Source organism: Methanohalobium sp., from assembly GCF_018609725.1.
Taxonomy (GTDB): Archaea; Halobacteriota; Methanosarcinia; order Methanosarcinales; family Methanosarcinaceae; genus Methanohalobium.
Genome location: NZ_JAHENT010000123.1, coordinates 1 through 15,544, shown reverse-complemented (window position 1 = coordinate 15,544; position 15,544 = coordinate 1). Strand labels below are relative to the sequence as shown.

General features: G+C 37.2%; 15 protein-coding genes and 1 pseudogene. 7 read left to right on the top strand and 9 right to left on the bottom strand.

Features of this window, described 5'->3' with window-relative positions; all coding sequences use genetic code 11:
• Positions 1 to 176 precede the first annotated feature (176 nt).
• Entirely contained in the window at positions 177 to 1,157 is a 981-nt protein-coding gene (locus tag QZ276_RS08275) for a radical SAM protein (RefSeq protein ID WP_292487037.1), read from the top strand.
• A 1-nt stretch (position 1,158) separates the two neighbouring features.
• Here QZ276_RS08275 and QZ276_RS08270 read toward each other — a convergent pair whose 3' ends face one another.
• The 3 genes from QZ276_RS08270 to QZ276_RS08260 form a co-directional block, all read right to left on the bottom strand.
• Positions 1,159 to 1,389 (bottom strand): hypothetical protein, encoded by a 231-nt coding sequence (locus QZ276_RS08270; RefSeq protein WP_292487035.1) that lies wholly within the window; start codon positions 1,387 to 1,389, stop codon positions 1,159 to 1,161.
• 19 nt (positions 1,390 to 1,408) lie between these two features.
• Positions 1,409 to 4,207, bottom strand: coding sequence for a heavy metal translocating P-type ATPase (locus tag QZ276_RS08265; RefSeq protein ID WP_292487033.1), 2,799 nt, complete (start codon positions 4,205 to 4,207; stop codon positions 1,409 to 1,411).
• Between the two features lie 97 nt (positions 4,208 to 4,304).
• Complete coding sequence (locus QZ276_RS08260; RefSeq protein ID WP_292487032.1) at positions 4,305 to 5,327, bottom strand: restriction endonuclease; 1,023 nt, start codon at positions 5,325 to 5,327, stop codon at positions 4,305 to 4,307.
• A gap of 263 nt (positions 5,328 to 5,590) precedes the next feature.
• Here QZ276_RS08260 and trxA point away from each other — a divergent pair, with 263 nt between their 5' ends.
• Positions 5,591 to 5,929 (top strand): thioredoxin, encoded by a 339-nt coding sequence (trxA, locus tag QZ276_RS08255; protein WP_342765715.1) that lies wholly within the window; start codon positions 5,591 to 5,593, stop codon positions 5,927 to 5,929.
• A gap of 10 nt (positions 5,930 to 5,939) precedes the next feature.
• Positions 5,940 to 7,370 carry a methanogenesis marker 14 protein gene (locus tag QZ276_RS08250; RefSeq protein ID WP_292487028.1) on the top strand — a complete coding sequence of 477 codons (1,431 nt, stop codon included), beginning with the start codon at positions 5,940 to 5,942 and terminating at the stop codon, positions 7,368 to 7,370.
• An 11-nt stretch (positions 7,371 to 7,381) separates the two neighbouring features.
• Here QZ276_RS08250 and polX read toward each other — a convergent pair whose 3' ends face one another.
• Together polX and QZ276_RS08240 are read right to left on the bottom strand one after the other, a co-directional pair.
• Positions 7,382 to 9,103 (bottom strand): DNA polymerase/3'-5' exonuclease PolX, encoded by a 1,722-nt coding sequence (gene polX / locus QZ276_RS08245; RefSeq protein WP_292487026.1) that lies wholly within the window; start codon positions 9,101 to 9,103, stop codon positions 7,382 to 7,384.
• Positions 9,104 to 9,148: 45 nt separating this feature from the next.
• Positions 9,149 to 9,805, bottom strand: coding sequence for a DUF166 domain-containing protein (locus QZ276_RS08240; RefSeq protein WP_292487024.1), 657 nt, complete (start codon positions 9,803 to 9,805; stop codon positions 9,149 to 9,151).
• A gap of 69 nt (positions 9,806 to 9,874) precedes the next feature.
• On the opposite strand from QZ276_RS08240, the gene QZ276_RS08235 reads away from it, so the two are divergent.
• On the top strand, positions 9,875 to 10,012 hold the full coding sequence (locus QZ276_RS08235) for a hypothetical protein (protein WP_292487022.1): 138 nt from the start codon (positions 9,875 to 9,877) through the stop codon (positions 10,010 to 10,012).
• Between the two features lie 40 nt (positions 10,013 to 10,052).
• On the opposite strand, the gene QZ276_RS08230 is transcribed toward QZ276_RS08235, so the two are convergent.
• Positions 10,053 to 10,304 (bottom strand): hypothetical protein, encoded by a 252-nt coding sequence (locus tag QZ276_RS08230; protein ID WP_292487021.1) that lies wholly within the window; start codon positions 10,302 to 10,304, stop codon positions 10,053 to 10,055.
• Positions 10,279 to 10,482, bottom strand: a pseudogene (locus tag QZ276_RS08225) (RNA-guided endonuclease TnpB family protein); the annotation flags it as partial. The pseudogene QZ276_RS08225 and the gene QZ276_RS08230, both read right to left, overlap by 26 nt.
• 125 nt (positions 10,483 to 10,607) lie before the next feature.
• Between QZ276_RS08225 and tmk the strand changes: the two are divergent.
• Positions 10,608 to 11,207: a dTMP kinase gene (tmk, locus tag QZ276_RS08220; protein ID WP_292487019.1), complete on the top strand. Its 600-nt coding sequence runs from the start codon at positions 10,608 to 10,610 to the stop codon at positions 11,205 to 11,207.
• A gap of 2 nt (positions 11,208 to 11,209) precedes the next feature.
• On the opposite strand, the gene QZ276_RS08215 is transcribed toward tmk, so the two are convergent.
• Entirely contained in the window at positions 11,210 to 11,449 is a 240-nt protein-coding gene (locus tag QZ276_RS08215; RefSeq protein WP_292487017.1) for a hypothetical protein, read from the bottom strand.
• A 4-nt stretch (positions 11,450 to 11,453) separates the two neighbouring features.
• Positions 11,454 to 12,161, bottom strand: a complete 708-nt coding sequence (locus QZ276_RS08210; protein ID WP_292487015.1) for a HisA/HisF-related TIM barrel protein — start codon at positions 12,159 to 12,161, stop codon at positions 11,454 to 11,456.
• 45 nt (positions 12,162 to 12,206) lie between these two features.
• On the opposite strand from QZ276_RS08210, the gene QZ276_RS08205 reads away from it, so the two are divergent.
• Both QZ276_RS08205 and QZ276_RS08200 read left to right on the top strand, forming a co-directional pair.
• Positions 12,207 to 12,905: a (5-formylfuran-3-yl)methyl phosphate synthase gene (locus QZ276_RS08205; protein WP_292487014.1), complete on the top strand. Its 699-nt coding sequence runs from the start codon at positions 12,207 to 12,209 to the stop codon at positions 12,903 to 12,905.
• 147 nt (positions 12,906 to 13,052) lie between these two features.
• Positions 13,053 to 15,254 (top strand): CDC48 family AAA ATPase, encoded by a 2,202-nt coding sequence (locus QZ276_RS08200; protein WP_292487012.1) that lies wholly within the window; start codon positions 13,053 to 13,055, stop codon positions 15,252 to 15,254.
• The last annotated feature ends 290 nt before the right edge of the window (positions 15,255 to 15,544 follow it).

Genomic DNA, 15,544 nt, shown 5'->3' with positions numbered 1-15,544 from the left:
TGATGAATATAATTGATTATATTTTAGGTTATCAATTCTTATACTTTTTTACTTATAAAGTAAACTATATAAAATACTGGATTTATGGTTAATGGGATATAAATTAAATAACACCTTATACTACTATTAACCTATTATTATGATTGAATTTATTCCATTTATATCTGGTGAGTAAAATGAAACCAGAAACAAAAGCTGAGTTAATATCCATTGGTACGGTTGATGCAGATTCTTCTTTATTTGAAAAAATAACTGTTCCTACTGCTGGTCCCAGTGCTGGTAAAACTGCATTGTTCTTTAAATCAGGAAACAAAAGAGTTCGTCTTACAATTGATGAAAAGTCACCACTTAAAGCTACAATAAAAGACAGTAAAATGGTTATTTATAAAAACGGGAAAGAGTTTGTCAGAGGAGAATTTGAACAGGAACTAATTCACTGCCCTGAACAGGCATACATAACAATCAGTGAAAAATGTGTATATGACTGCAAATTCTGTCCTGTCCCCAAACTTAAAGGCAAAATCAAAACATTTGGTGAAGTACTTCAATATATACATGGAGCCCACTCAACAGGAGATATGAAAGCTATATCTATTACATCAGGTGTAGCAGATACACCCGAAAAAGAAGTAGATAGAACAGTTGAGATAATCAAAGAAGTAAAAAAATATAATGTTCCCATTGGTGTTTCAATATATCCTACAAATGATTCATCAAAACGTTTAAAAGAAGCAGGAGCTGACGAGGTTAAATACAACGTTGAAACAATGGACCGTGACATCTATCAGAAAGTTTGTGGCGGACAAGAACTTAACATAATATTAAAACATCTGGTTGAAGCAGTTAAAATATTTGGCAAGAACAAAGTATTTTCCAATTTTATAATTGGTCTTGGTGAAACTGATGAAACCGTTGAAAGAGGAATTAAAGAACTCACATCGATAGGAGTCATCCCTATCCTTAGAGCAGGTGCCATGCCATCCCTGAGAAAAGGTGAGATAAAAATTGAAAGACCCTCGGCAAAAAGATTGCTCAAACTTACTCACATACTTCGCAGAGAACTTGATAGAAATGGGTTAAGAGCAGATGAATCACGAACAATGTGTCTTCCATGTACCGGATGTGACCTCAATCCGCATATAGACCTTGATTACTGAATCATTTTGATGCGTATTTTTCTATTATACTGGGCCATATAGAGACAGAAACTATCATTGTAAGCAGGAATACAAAAAGTGTTCCACCTATAATATCAACCTGTGTATACATTTGTGATGTATCTGTATTGTTTTTTAAAATAGCAAGAAATGTAAATAAAACAGTGATTACAACCGATGTTATAATGCTTGCAACCAGACTGTATTTTCCCTTTAAATTATCCTCTACCATATATATCCCTGCAAAATTATTATTTAATACCGCCTCTTTTCATCAAAAGCGAGTTTGTAGTTACAGAAACTGAACTCATAGCCATTAACGCTGCTGCAAAAGCAGGGCTTATCAATATTTGATGAACAAGCGGATACAATATCCCTGCAGCAATGGGTATTCCGACACTATTATAACCAAATGCCCAGAAAAGATTCTGTTTTATCTTCCTCATGGTGAGTTTGCTTAAACGTATGGAAGCAATCACATCAATAAGGTCGTTCTTGATAAGGACGATTTTTGCAGATTCCATTGCCACATCTGTCCCTGCACCCATTGCAATCCCGATATCGGACTGTGTCAGTGCAGGTGCATCATTAATACCATCACCTACCATTGCAACAACTCTACCCTCGTTCTGAAGGTTTTTGATTTCTGAAGCTTTCTGTTCTGGAAGGACTTCTGAAAGTACCCTATCCATACCCACCTTTTTTCCAATAGCTTCAGCGGTTCTTTTATTATCACCTGTTATCATTATGGCTTCAAGACCCATTTTGTGGACTCTGTCAACTGCCTGTTTTGAGTTTTCCTTCAGAGTATCTGCAACTGCAACCACTCCGATTGCTGTATTATCCGATGCTATTAGCATTGCAGTCTTGCCATCATTTTCAAATTCTTCCATTTTTTTGTCAAGACCTGAGATGTCAATATCGTTATCATCCATCAGTTTTCGTGTACCAAGTAGTATCCGTTTATCTTCAAGTGAAGCTTCAACCCCATGACCGGGTATAGTTTTGAAGTTTTCTGCTGTTTCGAGATTAACATCACGTGCCTGAGCGCCTTTTACAATTGCCTCACCAAGAGGATGTTCAGAACCCTTTTCTACAGTAGCAGCAATTCTTAAGACCTCATCTTCTGAATAATCATCCTTACCTACGACATCTGTCAATTCCGGTTCACCCACTGTAAGGGTTCCGGTTTTATCAAAAACAATTGTATCAAGTTTCTGGGCTCTTTCCAGTGCTTCTCCTGTTTTTATCAATATACCGTTTTCAGCACCTTTACCAGTGCCTACCATAATAGCAGCGGGTGTTGCAAGTCCTACTGCACAGGGGCAGGATATTACAAGCACGGTTATAGCTATAAGAAGGGAAAAAAGGAACGGACTTGTCATATTACTGAATAGGGATACATCAAATGCTTCATACCCTATCAAAAACCAGACCATAAATGTGACAAGAGCGATTATATGTACTGCCAGTATGAAATTACCAGCTACTACATCGGCTATCCTTTGCAACGGTGGTTTTGAGTTCTGGGCATCCTCCACAAGCTGGATAATCTGGGCAAGTGCGGTTTCAGAACCTACTTTACTGGCTCTGAATTTTAAAGTACCGGATTTGTTGATGGTAGCTCCTATTACAGTATCACCCGGATTTTTATCAACAGGTATACTTTCTCCTGTTATCATGGATTCATCAACTGCAGATGAACCATTTGTTACTTTTCCATCCACAGGTATTTTTTCACCGGGTCTGACAACAACAATATTATCGATTTCCACATCCTCTACAGGTATTTCTTTCTCCTCACCATCTACAATAATTCTTGCAGTTTTGGCTTTCAGACCCATCAGTTTTCTGATGGCTTCAGAAGTCTTGCCCTTGGTTTTGGATTCCATGTATCTGCCAAATACAATAAATGTAATTAACATTGCAGCTGTATGATAATAGGTTTCATCATAACCCGGACCAAGATCAAAGAATGTAGCAACAACGCTTACTGCATATGCAGCTCCTGTACCCGTTGCTATGAGAAGATCCATATCGGTTACACCGTGTTTGAAATCCTCAAAAGTACCGGTAAAAAACTGCCTACCTGGAAATATCATTACAATGGTTGTCAGTAAAAACAGAAGGATATCATTAGCAAGGAACGGAGGTACAAACCAGAGGATATTCGGAAAAGCAGTGCTCATATCCCCCAGAGATATTGGAAGAACCAGTGCTGCAGCAATAATAAGATTTGTACGCTGTTGTTTCATCTCGGTTTCTCTTGCTTCACGTTCACGGTCGGATTCTAATTCCTTCTTTTCAGATGTTGCAGAATATCCAATATCCTCAACTGCTGATTTCATATCAGTTACTGATACAAGGGATGAATCATAAACTACATGTGCCTTTTCAAGAGGGAGATTAACACTGACCGATTCCACACCTTTCAGCTTCTTGAGTACCTTTTCTACATTTTTGGCACAGGATGCACAGGTCATACCACCAATATTCAGGTCTATTGTATCCCGCTCTACACCATAACCGATTGATACAACAGCGTCTTTCAGTTCTTTTGAAGACACAACAGATGGGTCATAGGTTACAGATGCTTTTTCAAGTGCCAGATTTACTGTTGCTGAGACTACACCGGGTTGTTTTTTGAGTACCTTTTCTACATTTTTGGCACAAGATGCACAGGTCATCCCGGTAACTTTAAAATTGATATCAAGCGTTGATGTTGCGTAATGTCCGAATTCTTCTGTTTCTTCTTCGGTAACAATCGGACAGGTACCTGATTCTTCACTTTCCTCTCCTTCTACAGGACAGGTCTGTGTTTTTCCTGTTTCATCCACCTCTTCACCAGGTTCATAACCGGCGTCTTTTACAGCCTGTCTGATGTCATCCAAACTGATAATATCTGAATCAAAAGTAACAGTCGCCTGCTCATTATCAAGGTCTACATTGACTGAATCCACACTTCCCAGTTCAGAAATGGCATCTGTTACACTTTTCACACAATGTTTGCATGACATTCCATAGACTTTGATAGTAGTTTTAATCACCATACAGGTACCATCACCTTTGTAAAATCAGAATTTTGCTTTTCACCTTTATAATTACAATGACGACATATTTTTATTTCACGGCGTGAATATATATAAATTATACTGTTTTCACGGCATTATTGATTTGTTTCTGCCACTCCTGTATATCATCAACTTCAATTTCATATTTGTTTACTTTATCTGATGAAACCCACACAACAAGTTTTTGCTTTTTAAACAAACCTATATTTGTTACCCCTGAGCCTACAATATTTTTTAAATTAAATTCTCCTTCAACTTCATTATCAGAATTTAGGTCCATTAGCCTTTTACTAGTAAGAATTAGATAACCATCTTTTTTAATTTCAAATTTTAAAAGGTATTCTCCTTTTGTATATTCCGCTTTTAGATTGGAGAATGTTTCAAAAAGCTTTTCTGGCTTTTTTGGATGAATATTAAAAATTTCAATATCACCATTTTGTCTGGTCAAAAGATAAATTACTCTGTTATTAGTGTGTATACCCACTATATTATTTACATCTATCTGTTGATAGATATCGGTTTTTCTTGAAAATATACCCAATGTTTTTTTTATCAGATAGATATTTTTGTTAGTTACTGCAACCATTAATTTTTGTCCTTTGACTACAGCAGGTTCATTCGCCATTACAGATTCTTCATTTTTTAAGATGATGTCATCTGCAATGGATAATTGTTCAGAATTTTCAGATATACTGTCCTCTGGTCCTTCCTGTTCATCCGGACAGTAGTAGTTTAGCATCTCAACCAGCAATCCACCTTCGATAAGTTTTACGTTATGCTTTTTAGATTCATTTTTTGCATCATCTGTAAACTCATCGGTGGTCACAACAATAATACTTTCCACATCATCATGATAGCGTAAACTGCTGTATTCCCGTATTTCTTTAACACCTACCGTTTTGGAATAACGTTTAGCCTGAACAAGCCATTTATGAGACAATCCAAATTTTTCCAGTTTTAGTACAACATCAACACCGTCATCCTTTGACTGATTTGTTACCTCTGCCTTATAACCCATGTTACTGAAAAGATAAGCTACAAGTTTTTCAAAATCATACGGGTCCATTTGAAGGAGATGTTCTATCGACCATTGAGACATAATAACCAATTTCTGTTTTTTATAAATTATTTTGTTTTCTAATTTAATATTTAATGGTTTTGCAAGAATGTTAAAAAACCATGCAAAACTTTAAGTGATTTCAGTTACCTCTCCATATAGTTGACAACTCAATAATATAATTTATATAAATAACTACCTGATATTACACATTACCTTTAAAAAACAAACAGGATGGTATTATGGAAGATTCAGAGGAACTGGAAGAGATAAGGAAAAAAAAGATTAAAGAAATACAAAAATCAATGGAAAGACGTTCTTATCCGTCAAAACCATTTGATGTTACAGATTCTAACGTAGACGAAACTGTTTCAAAATATCCATTAGTAGTAATCGATTGCTGGGCTGAATGGTGCGGACCATGTAAAAAAATAGCTCCAGCAATAGAGGAACTTGCTTCTGAATATCAGGGTAAAGCGGTTTTTGCAAAACTTGATGTAGATAATAACCAAGAATCAGCCAAAAAATTTGGAATATCCAGTATACCAACATTACTTATTTTCAAAAACAAAGTTCTTATAGATTATATAATAGGTGCAGTATCAAAACAGGATATTATAAAAAGATTGCAACCTCATATGTGAGTTGAGTTAAATGGGATACAGACCAAAAATTGCTGATAGCCCCAGTGTCAGTGTACTTGATATTAGAACCAAACCCTATTTTGTCGTAGCATCGGTCGAGGTCGGAAATACTACCACTAAATGTATTCTGATGGCGACAAACCTTGAAGATGGTAAAACCAGACATATTACAAAAAACGTCAGAATGACAAGAGATGTAAGAAAACCAAAACCAGGAGAAACTGCATTTGGAAAAACATTAAGCGGTGTGGAATTTACAAGAGAATCAGTTGCTGAACTTGTACGGGACACATTACTTGATGCCGTGAAAAAAGCAAAACTTGATGTTAAAACTGACCTTAATTTTGTAGTACGCTCAACCGGGGTTGTCGCCGGGTTTGATGTACCGGATGATGTAGGAGAGTTTATCAAAGCAATGGCTGATGGCTGTCTTATGGCAGATGTTCCTCCCAATAAAATGACACCACCTATGTCGCTTGACAATATTTCTAAAGAATACCGCAAATACAGCAAGTTGAATCAAGTCATTTTTGACGGTGCTGTAGCAAGTGTCAACCCCCCAACAGGTGCCACAGGTGTTGAAGTCGTAGCAAATGAAATGGAAGGTGAGCTGGTAACAGCAGGTATTAAAGAAGGGGCTAAATGGGCAGATATTGATTATAGAAACCCCTGTATATCCATAGATTTTGGAACTACTCTTGCCGGGCGTATTATCAGCCCAGACGAACCTTATGCCAACACAATCGGTAACCTATGTGGTTATGCGGGTGCAATACCTGATGCAATTATTAGAGGTACAGGCAAAGTTGATGAAAATCTGGGTACTGCACTGGAAATTTTTGACCAGAAGGTCATGAATTTCATCAAAATGAAAATGAAGGACAAAACCATCCAAAACTTTGCTGAAAAAATCCATGAACATATCAATATTGAAAAAGTTCCAGTAGATAGAAACAAATATGGTAGTGTTCCAGTTAACCCTTCTGCTGCAAAAGATAGCGGAGTAATTCTTATCGGATGTGATGTTGGAGAAAACGGTAGTGACCTTGATAAATTAATGGAACTTGGAGCTGAGATTTATAAAAAAGAGGGACTTCAGGTGGTTTATGCCGTGCTTGATGAAGTAATGGCAAAAGTAGTCTATCGGCTTATTAAAGTTGCCAATGAGGAAGGTTTGGTGTTTGATGATACAGCCATAGGTCTAAGTGGGAGAGCGGCTCTTACCGGTAATAAACCCAAATTGATACTGGAATACCTTGATGAACTCCAAATCCATGACAAAATAGACGAAAATGTAGTTTTTGTAGATGATGGACTTGCCAGAGGTGCTGCGGTCATGGCAAGATGTATGAATTCACTTGGTACCCCTTCCAATCCGCTGGGCGGTCATAGAGGTGGTAAATGTATACTCGGTGAACGGATTAAACTGCAAAATAAATAAAACCGAAATTATCAATCGATACCCATAAAATTACAAAAATCATCCAGGTTTTGGGTATTTACCACATCTTTTGGTTCAAGCCATCCACGCCTTGCAACATTTATCCCAGTTTTCATATTTCTGGACATATCATGAGTCCAGTGGGCATCGGTGTTTATGGCCAGTGGTATGCCCATTTCCTTTGCTGTCTTTGCATTTATATCATTTAAATCAAGGCGTGAGGGTGAGCCGTTAATTTCCAATATCTTATTATTCCTTTTTGCAGTTTCCATCAACTTATCCATATCTACATCATATCCCGCCCTTTCACCCAGTCTTCTACCTGTAGGATGTGCCAGTACATTGACATGCTCATTTTCCAGTGCTCTGACAACCCGCTTTGTTATTGTTTTTTTATCTTCATCAAAACCTGTATGTATCGCTGCAATTACAATATCCATTTTTTCCAAAATATTGCTGTTATAATCAAGAGATGCATTTGCCTTAATATCGCATTCAGTTCCTGCAAGAATCCGGAAATCATCATATCTGTTGTTTATTTTTTCAATTTCGTTCATGCGTCTTAGAAGCTGACCTTCTGATAAACCACTGGCATTTGCCCTGGATTTTGAATGGTCGCAGATGGCTACATATTCATATCCCAGACTGCGAGCCTCGTCTGCAATTTGCTGTATAGTACTTTTACCATCACTCCAGTTTGAATGTATATGAAGATCACCTTTTATATCATCAGCAGTAACAAGTTCAGGAAGTGCACCATTAAAAGCTGATTCTATTTCTCCCCTATCTTCTCTTAGTTCCGGTGGTATATAATCCAGCCCCATTTTCTGATATATATCATTTTCAGTTTTAGAGATTAATTTATTCCCATCTTCAAGATTGATGAGACCAAATTTACTTAAATGCAGATTCATGGATGATGCTATTTGCTGAAGATGGATATTATGTTCCTTTGAACCTGTTAAATGTATTTGCGTTGGTCCAAAATAATCATCATTTACTATCTGCAAATCAACAGGAATACCACCGTTGTAGATTATACTGACCCATTTGTCTGCTTCATTTAATATTGTCTGTACACCTTTCATTTGGGTAAAACAATTAATCACATCTTCTGGATAATCTGTAGTTACAATAAAATTAATATTGTTAACTATTTCATTCTGTCTTCGGACACTTCCCACAACAGAAACTTTAGTGTACGGGATTGTTTCCAGAATTGATTTGATATCATCAGCAATTTGCCGGGCTGTTTCAAATAAGATTCTATCAGCCCCTCTTTTTTCATAACGTTTAATAGCATTTAAAATGCGTTCTTCCTTTCTGGCACCCATATTAGGAAGTCGTCGGATTCTATGGGTTCTTGCTGCTTCCTTTAAATCATCAACATTTTTTATACCGAGTCGTTTATAAAGAGACTGAAGGATTCTGGGGCCCATTCCCGGGATAGCCATTAGTTCCTCTATATTCACAGGTATTTCCTGACTGATTTTCTCATATTCAGGGAATGTACCAGTATTTAATATATCAACAATTTTGTTTTTGAATGATTTCCCAATACCCGGTATACTATCCAGCTTATCGTCTTCATGTAATTTGTTGATATCCTCTTTGAGGTTTTTTATCCTATAGGATGCCCTATTATATGCTTTTATCTTATATGAACTCGCATTCTGGAACTCAAGCATTTTGGCAGTTTTAGAAAATATCCGGGCAACATCATGATTTTCCATATCAATTCCACAACCAGAATAGATTAATTTTATAAATGCATTATATTATTTTTCAAGTGCTTTTTCTATTGCTCTTTTATGAAGTTCGGCAGATTCATGTATCCCCGTTTTTTTCCCCCTTACTGCACGACAGGGGTATTGTTGAACTAGCAAACCCCCGTAAGATGCAGCATCTTCAATATCAGTACCAATAAGATTTTCTGCCATATACCAGGTGCTTCCACAAGGAGCTCCACGAATTACATCAACATCTGTTATTTTCCCTTCGTCAGTCTGTATTCTAAGAATAGGTCGACCAAAAATAGATGTAAATTCTGATGTTTCAGGACATGGACCGAGTGCACAGCATATATCATCCACTTCTATATGTATTCCGTATTCATTTGAATATTTTTCCAGTTCGTTCATGGGTGCTCTTGATGTACCCCCCGGAACAATCAGCGCCCTGACACCTGATTTACCTGCAATACGTGCGATTTCTGATGTAAGGTCGGGATGTAGTGAATAGCTTATTAAAATGTCAGCTTTAAATACCTTGTTATCAAGGTCAAGGTTATTGAGATAAACATCTGGTTCGTCAATAAATTCAGGAAGTTTTGATGGAAGTTCTGCAGTTACAATACTAAAATCGCTTTTTGACCTGAGAGTATCGATTAACCGTTTTCCGTATTTACCCCGTGTAATTACACCAATTGTAGTCATAAATATCTTTTTGATAAAATGGTAAAATTAATATTATTTGGCTGTTAAAATTCTGGATAGGTGAATGAAATGGGAGACATAGACAATATTGACCAGTCAACGGTATTTTTCAGATGCAATATATGTAGTTTTGAATTCCAGGAAGACCCGAATTTTATGCCTATTAAATGCCCCCAGTGTGGTAGTGAAAATACACAACGTACATGAACTACCGATAAGTTAAAGACTCAGCGGCTTCGGAAGAAGTTTACCTTGAAAGCCTTATTTTCTCTGGAGAGTTCACATCCACGCTATCGATTATCATTTCAAGGGAATCGAAGATTACCTTCCTCAAGATGTTCAATGCTCCGTTTATATCGGCATTGATTAATCTACCTGTAGAAGATTGGAAGATTCCTCTTTTCGTTCTTTTACCGAAATATTTTTTATGTTTCCTGATGGGTTCAAGTACCAGTGCATCAGTTTTACTAGTGCGAGGGCAGAAGCTTATAGTTGCCATTTTCTTTGATTATATGATAAGCTGATTCTCGGTTTAGGTACCTCCTGTTATTGAAGAAATACTGTCTGATTGTGTACAATGTATAATTGTACAGTTTCTTGGACAGTTTGGTTAACCTCTTCAAGGTTTCATAAGTCTGCTTATCAATACGGAGATGGTTCTTCTGGGTCAGGTACATGCATCATACAATCGTTTAGCAAAACACTTATAGTTTTTCGATCATTTGTTCTATATCCCGATGCTAAATAGATTGGGTTTTTCTCAACCTTTATAAAAATATAATGATTGAAATGGTATCTGGCAATGAAAGGCAAATTGATTACACTTGAAGGTATTGATGGTTCAGGTAAATCCACCATTAAAGAGCGGCTAATGAATCATCCATCACTTTCTAATGTAGTATTTACAAGAGAACCAACAAAAAACTGGATTGGAAAAGCAGTGGAACAGGCAATACATTCGGATACCGACCAGATTGCAGAATTTTTCCTGTTCACATCCGATCATGCCGAACACATATCAAAGACAATATATCCCTCTCTTGAGGACGGTAAAAATGTTATTTCTGACAGGTATCTGGACAGCAGATGTGCCTATCAGGGTGTTACTCTTTCAGAAAAGTTTGAAGACCCGATAAAATGGGTTCAAAAAATCCATAATGGCTGGACTATTATACCAAACCTTACCATTTTCCTTGACATTGATCCTGAGTTTGCTATTGAGCGGTGCGGCAATAGGGGAGAACAAACCAAATTTGAGAAGATGGAGTTTTTACAACAGGTATATGATAACTATCAAAGACTTATGAAAGATGACTCTGAAAGGTTTGTTGTTGTGAATTCAAACCAGCCAATAGAAGAAGTGGAAAAAGATGTGGTGGATATAATCACATCTTATATATGAGATTATAAGTCGTTATCATCGGCAAACTTGATTAGAGCTTCTCCAAGTTCCCTGACATATCTTGGATTCAAATTGAAACGACCTTTTTTCTGCCCGCTTCTTTCTTTTGCTATCTCTACATATTCCTTATCGTATTTTTCACTCGTTGCAAGGGCAATGGTCAGATACCATCCACCACCCATTTTGATTTCTTTAAATCCTTCTCCTTCATCTATTTCATCTATTGCATCATCATTTTCCATATTTTCACCTTACCATCTCTACAGGGATTGACCTGTTATGTAATGCTGTGGCTACAAGTGCACCCTTTACACCGGTGTTTTTAAGGGTTTCGATGTCATCTATATCCCTGACACCGCCGCCAAGAAGAATATCATGTTTTGAACAGGATACAGCATTACTTAAAAATTCTGAATCCACACCACTTGAAGTGCCTACACTGTCCATATCAAGAACAATAACATCCTGTATATCAACATTATTTAAAATTTTAATAATATCAAAAGGATTATCGGGTATATCAGGGTCAGTTTTTAGAATTTTATCATCCTTTTTATCAATGCTGACATTTATACGACCCGGATAATTGTATGCGGCTTTAGATATAACATCCATTGATGCGGTTTCAGTTCCCAGAACGATTTTATCCGCGATGGATAACGCCTCTGATATATCTTTAAATGATGTTATACCCATATCGACCATTGTACTGGTCTTTTCTGATATTGAACTGATAACATCATAATTTGTATCAAAACTACCAGTTCCCTGCAGTATATTCATATCCGCTGCATAAACTTCTTTGGGTCTTATGGTTTCTATAATTTCAATCGGATTGGAACTGTTACAAATCTCACTGGTTTGATGTATCAGATGGTAATGTTTGCGATCTCCACCTTTTGCATGTACTACATTACGATTATATATATCCAGTACAAATATCATTCGAAACATATTTAATTAATACATTTGTTCCTAATATAAAAAAGAGGGTCAATTATGAAATTATTAGTTAGTCCAATCAATACAGAAGAAGCGGTTTCTGCCTGTAATGGTGGTGCTGATATAATCGATGTTAAAAATCCAAAAGAGGGTTCACTTGGCGCTAACTTCCCCTGGGTTATAAAAGAAGTAAAGGATTCCATCGATTCAAAAAAACCTATCAGTGCAACCATTGGTGATTTCAATTATAAACCTGGAACTGCGTCTCTTGCTGCCTATGGTGCTGCATCTTCAGGTGCTGAATATATAAAGGTAGGACTTTATGATATCCAGACAGAAGAACAAGCATATGATATGCTGGAAAACATAACAAATTCAGTAAAAAGTTATGACAGTAATAAAAAGGTCGTAGCCTGTGGATACTCTGATTATCAGCGTATAAACTCCATATCTCCGATGAAACTTCCAGAAATCGGTGCAAATGCAGGAGTAGACCTTGTTATGATGGATACAGGTCATAAAGATGGTAAATCTACTTTTTATTTCATGTCGGAAAATACATTATCAGAATTTGTGGATTTGGCACACAGTTATGGTCTTGAGACCGCTCTTGCTGGTTCTATAAAATTCAATGACCTTGAGCCACTTAAAAGGATAAAACCGGATATTATCGGGGTTAGAGGTATTGTGTGTGGTGGCGACCGGAACGCTGTTGTACAGGAAGAACTTGTGACAAATGTCAAAGCTGAACTGTAAAATTATTACTTGTACTTTTTGTAATTATTTTTAAAAATAATCTGTTCAGTCTGGTTTATCTGAAAAGACCTTAAAGATGAAAAAGGTTTATTATATAGATAGTTACACCTCCCAATAACACAGAATGCATAAACAGGTAGTCAAAAAATGAACGAAAATATAACAGTTCATGTTGCCAGAGCTTATCATAAAGATGTGGGGAAGGGTATCGCCAGGGTGGACAGAGAAGCAATGCAGAAACTCGGCGCAGTCAGTGGGGATGTTATAGAAATCAGAAGCAAAAAACAGGGATATGCAGTTATCCAGCCCCTTTATGAAAACGATACAGCAAAAGATGTCATCAGAATAGATGGTAATACAAGAAGCAATACAAGTGTAGGTATTGACGACATAGCTGTAGTCAGTAAAATACAGGCTAAAACCGCAGATAAAGTTACACTTGCACCTGCAAAACCTGTTCATTTTGTCAAAGGAGCACAATATCTTTCACGTATGCTTGAGGGCAGACCTGTCACACGTGGTGAATGGGTCAGAGTGGAAACTGTTAATGAACCACTATACTTTGTAGTAGTTTCCATCAAACCTGCCGGTCCTGCCGTCGTTTCTAATGATACATCTATCAGATTAAAAGATGAATCCGTTGACAGTGAAGGTAAAACTACCGAAAGGATGACCTATGAAGATATCGGTGGCCTCAAACGCGAAATCGGTCTTGTAAGGGAAATGATAGAGCTTCCGCTAAGACATCCTGAATTATTCCAAAAACTTGGGATTGAACCTCCAAAAGGTGTAATGGTTTACGGTCCATCAGGAACTGGTAAAACTCTGATTGCAAAAGCTGTCGCCTATGAAACAGATGCGAATTTTATATCCCTCAGCGGACCTGAAATAATGTCCAAATACTATGGAGAAAGTGAGGAGAAATTGCGTGAGATATTTGAAGAGGCAGAAAATGATGCTCCATCTATAATCTTTATCGATGAAATTGATTCCATTGCACCAAAACGTGGAGAGGTTTCCGGGGAAGTGGAACAAAGGATTGTAGCACAACTTCTCTCACTAATGGACGGGCTCAAATCCAGAGGAGAAGTAATAGTTATTGCAGCAACTAATCGCCCAAGTTCAGTGGATGAAGCTTTAAGACGTGGCGGAAGGTTCGACCGGGAAATAGAGATAGAAATACCTGACAGAGATGCAAGACTGGAAATTTTAAAGGTACATACCAGAGGAATGCCGTTTGATAATGATGTTGTCCTTGATGAAATGGCAGATATTACACATGGTTTTGTTGGGGCAGACCTTGCATCACTCTGCAAAGAAGCGGCAATGAGAGCTTTGAGAAAAATAATGCCGCATATTAAAATCGAAGAAGAAATACCACCGGATATACTGGATAGCTTAAAAGTTGCAAAAAACGATTTTTATGAAGCCCTTAAAAATATTGAACCTTCTGCCATGCGGGAAGTGGTTGTAGAGGTAGCACATATCAACTGGGATGATATAGGGGGTCTGGATAATGCTAAACAGGAACTTTCAGAAGCTGTTGAATGGCCTCTAAAATACCCTGATTTGTTTAAAGCGGTGAATACAACCCCTCCAAGAGGAGTTATACTCTATGGTCCCCCTGGTACAGGAAAAACCATGCTTGCAAAAGCCGTCTCCGGTGAAAGTGAGGCTAATTTTATAAGTATAAAAGGTCCGGAGCTTTTGAGTAAGTATGTAGGAGAGTCAGAACGTGCTATAAGAGAGACATTTAGAAAAGCTAAACAGGCAGCACCTACAGTAATTTTCATTGATGAAATCGATTCTATTGCACCCCGTCGCGGAAAAAGTAACGATTCCAATGTTACAGAACGTGTGGTAAGCCAGATACTTACAGAAATGGACGGCATAGAAGAACTCAAAGATGTGGTTGTTATAGCCGCCACAAACCGATTGGATATAGTTGACCCCGCCCTTCTGCGTCCAGGACGTTTCGACAGGATGGTTTATGTAAGTATTCCTGAAAAAGAGAGCAGAAAAATGATATTTAACATACATCTTGAAGGCAAACCACTTGCAGATAACGTGAACATTGAAAAACTTGCAAATATAACAGAAGGTTATTCAGGAGCGGATATAGAAGCTATCTGTAGAGAAGCAGCTCTGCTTGCACTTCGTGAAGTTATAAAACCAAGACTCAGCAAATCCGAAGCAAAGGATATTGCAAATAGAATAAAAATTAACTGGTCACATTTTGAAAAAGCCATTGCAAGGACAAAACCTACTACATCCAAAAAAGACATGCAGTTCTATGACCAGAATGCGAGGATGTATATCCAGTCTGATTCAGATTCAAACAATGGTTGATACAATGTTCTAAAAAAGTTAAACTGTACACAAGTTCATACTTTTTTTATAAAAATTAAAGGTAGAAAACCCTTATATCTTTAGCATCGCATCAAATCGTAGATTTAATGCGAGTTTCATTTCTTTGAAATGAAACACGGGTATGTAAGCGTCTAATTTTCAAGTCATCCTTGATTGCGTATATATTCTGTAATTGTTTTTTTGCTTACGTCCCTATTGTACAGCAGAAGTAGTAAAAGAAAATGAGAATTACAATATGCTGCCTTCACAGGTCGCACAGCAGACTATGA

What these genes read in the sequence shown, in the direction of transcription:
- QZ276_RS08275 (WP_292487037.1), top strand. Translation starts at nt 177, where the DNA reads ATGAAACCAGAAACAAAAGCTGAGTTAATATCCATTGGTACGGTTGAT.
- QZ276_RS08270 (WP_292487035.1), bottom strand. Translation starts at nt 1,389, where the DNA reads ATGGTAGAGGATAATTTAAAGGGAAAATACAGTCTGGTTGCAAGCATT.
- QZ276_RS08265 (WP_292487033.1), bottom strand. Translation starts at nt 4,207, where the DNA reads ATGGTGATTAAAACTACTATCAAAGTCTATGGAATGTCATGCAAACAT.
- QZ276_RS08260 (WP_292487032.1), bottom strand. Translation starts at nt 5,327, where the DNA reads ATGTCTCAATGGTCGATAGAACATCTCCTTCAAATGGACCCGTATGAT.
- trxA (WP_342765715.1), top strand. Translation starts at nt 5,591, where the DNA reads ATGGAAAGACGTTCTTATCCGTCAAAACCATTTGATGTTACAGATTCT.
- QZ276_RS08250 (WP_292487028.1), top strand. Translation starts at nt 5,940, where the DNA reads ATGGGATACAGACCAAAAATTGCTGATAGCCCCAGTGTCAGTGTACTT.
- polX (WP_292487026.1), bottom strand. Translation starts at nt 9,103, where the DNA reads ATGGAAAATCATGATGTTGCCCGGATATTTTCTAAAACTGCCAAAATG.
- QZ276_RS08240 (WP_292487024.1), bottom strand. Translation starts at nt 9,805, where the DNA reads ATGACTACAATTGGTGTAATTACACGGGGTAAATACGGAAAACGGTTA.
- QZ276_RS08235 (WP_292487022.1), top strand. Translation starts at nt 9,875, where the DNA reads ATGGGAGACATAGACAATATTGACCAGTCAACGGTATTTTTCAGATGC.
- QZ276_RS08230 (WP_292487021.1), bottom strand. Translation starts at nt 10,304, where the DNA reads ATGGCAACTATAAGCTTCTGCCCTCGCACTAGTAAAACTGATGCACTG.
- tmk (WP_292487019.1), top strand. Translation starts at nt 10,608, where the DNA reads ATGAAAGGCAAATTGATTACACTTGAAGGTATTGATGGTTCAGGTAAA.
- QZ276_RS08215 (WP_292487017.1), bottom strand. Translation starts at nt 11,449, where the DNA reads ATGGAAAATGATGATGCAATAGATGAAATAGATGAAGGAGAAGGATTT.
- QZ276_RS08210 (WP_292487015.1), bottom strand. Translation starts at nt 12,161, where the DNA reads ATGTTTCGAATGATATTTGTACTGGATATATATAATCGTAATGTAGTA.
- QZ276_RS08205 (WP_292487014.1), top strand. Translation starts at nt 12,207, where the DNA reads ATGAAATTATTAGTTAGTCCAATCAATACAGAAGAAGCGGTTTCTGCC.
- QZ276_RS08200 (WP_292487012.1), top strand. Translation starts at nt 13,053, where the DNA reads ATGAACGAAAATATAACAGTTCATGTTGCCAGAGCTTATCATAAAGAT.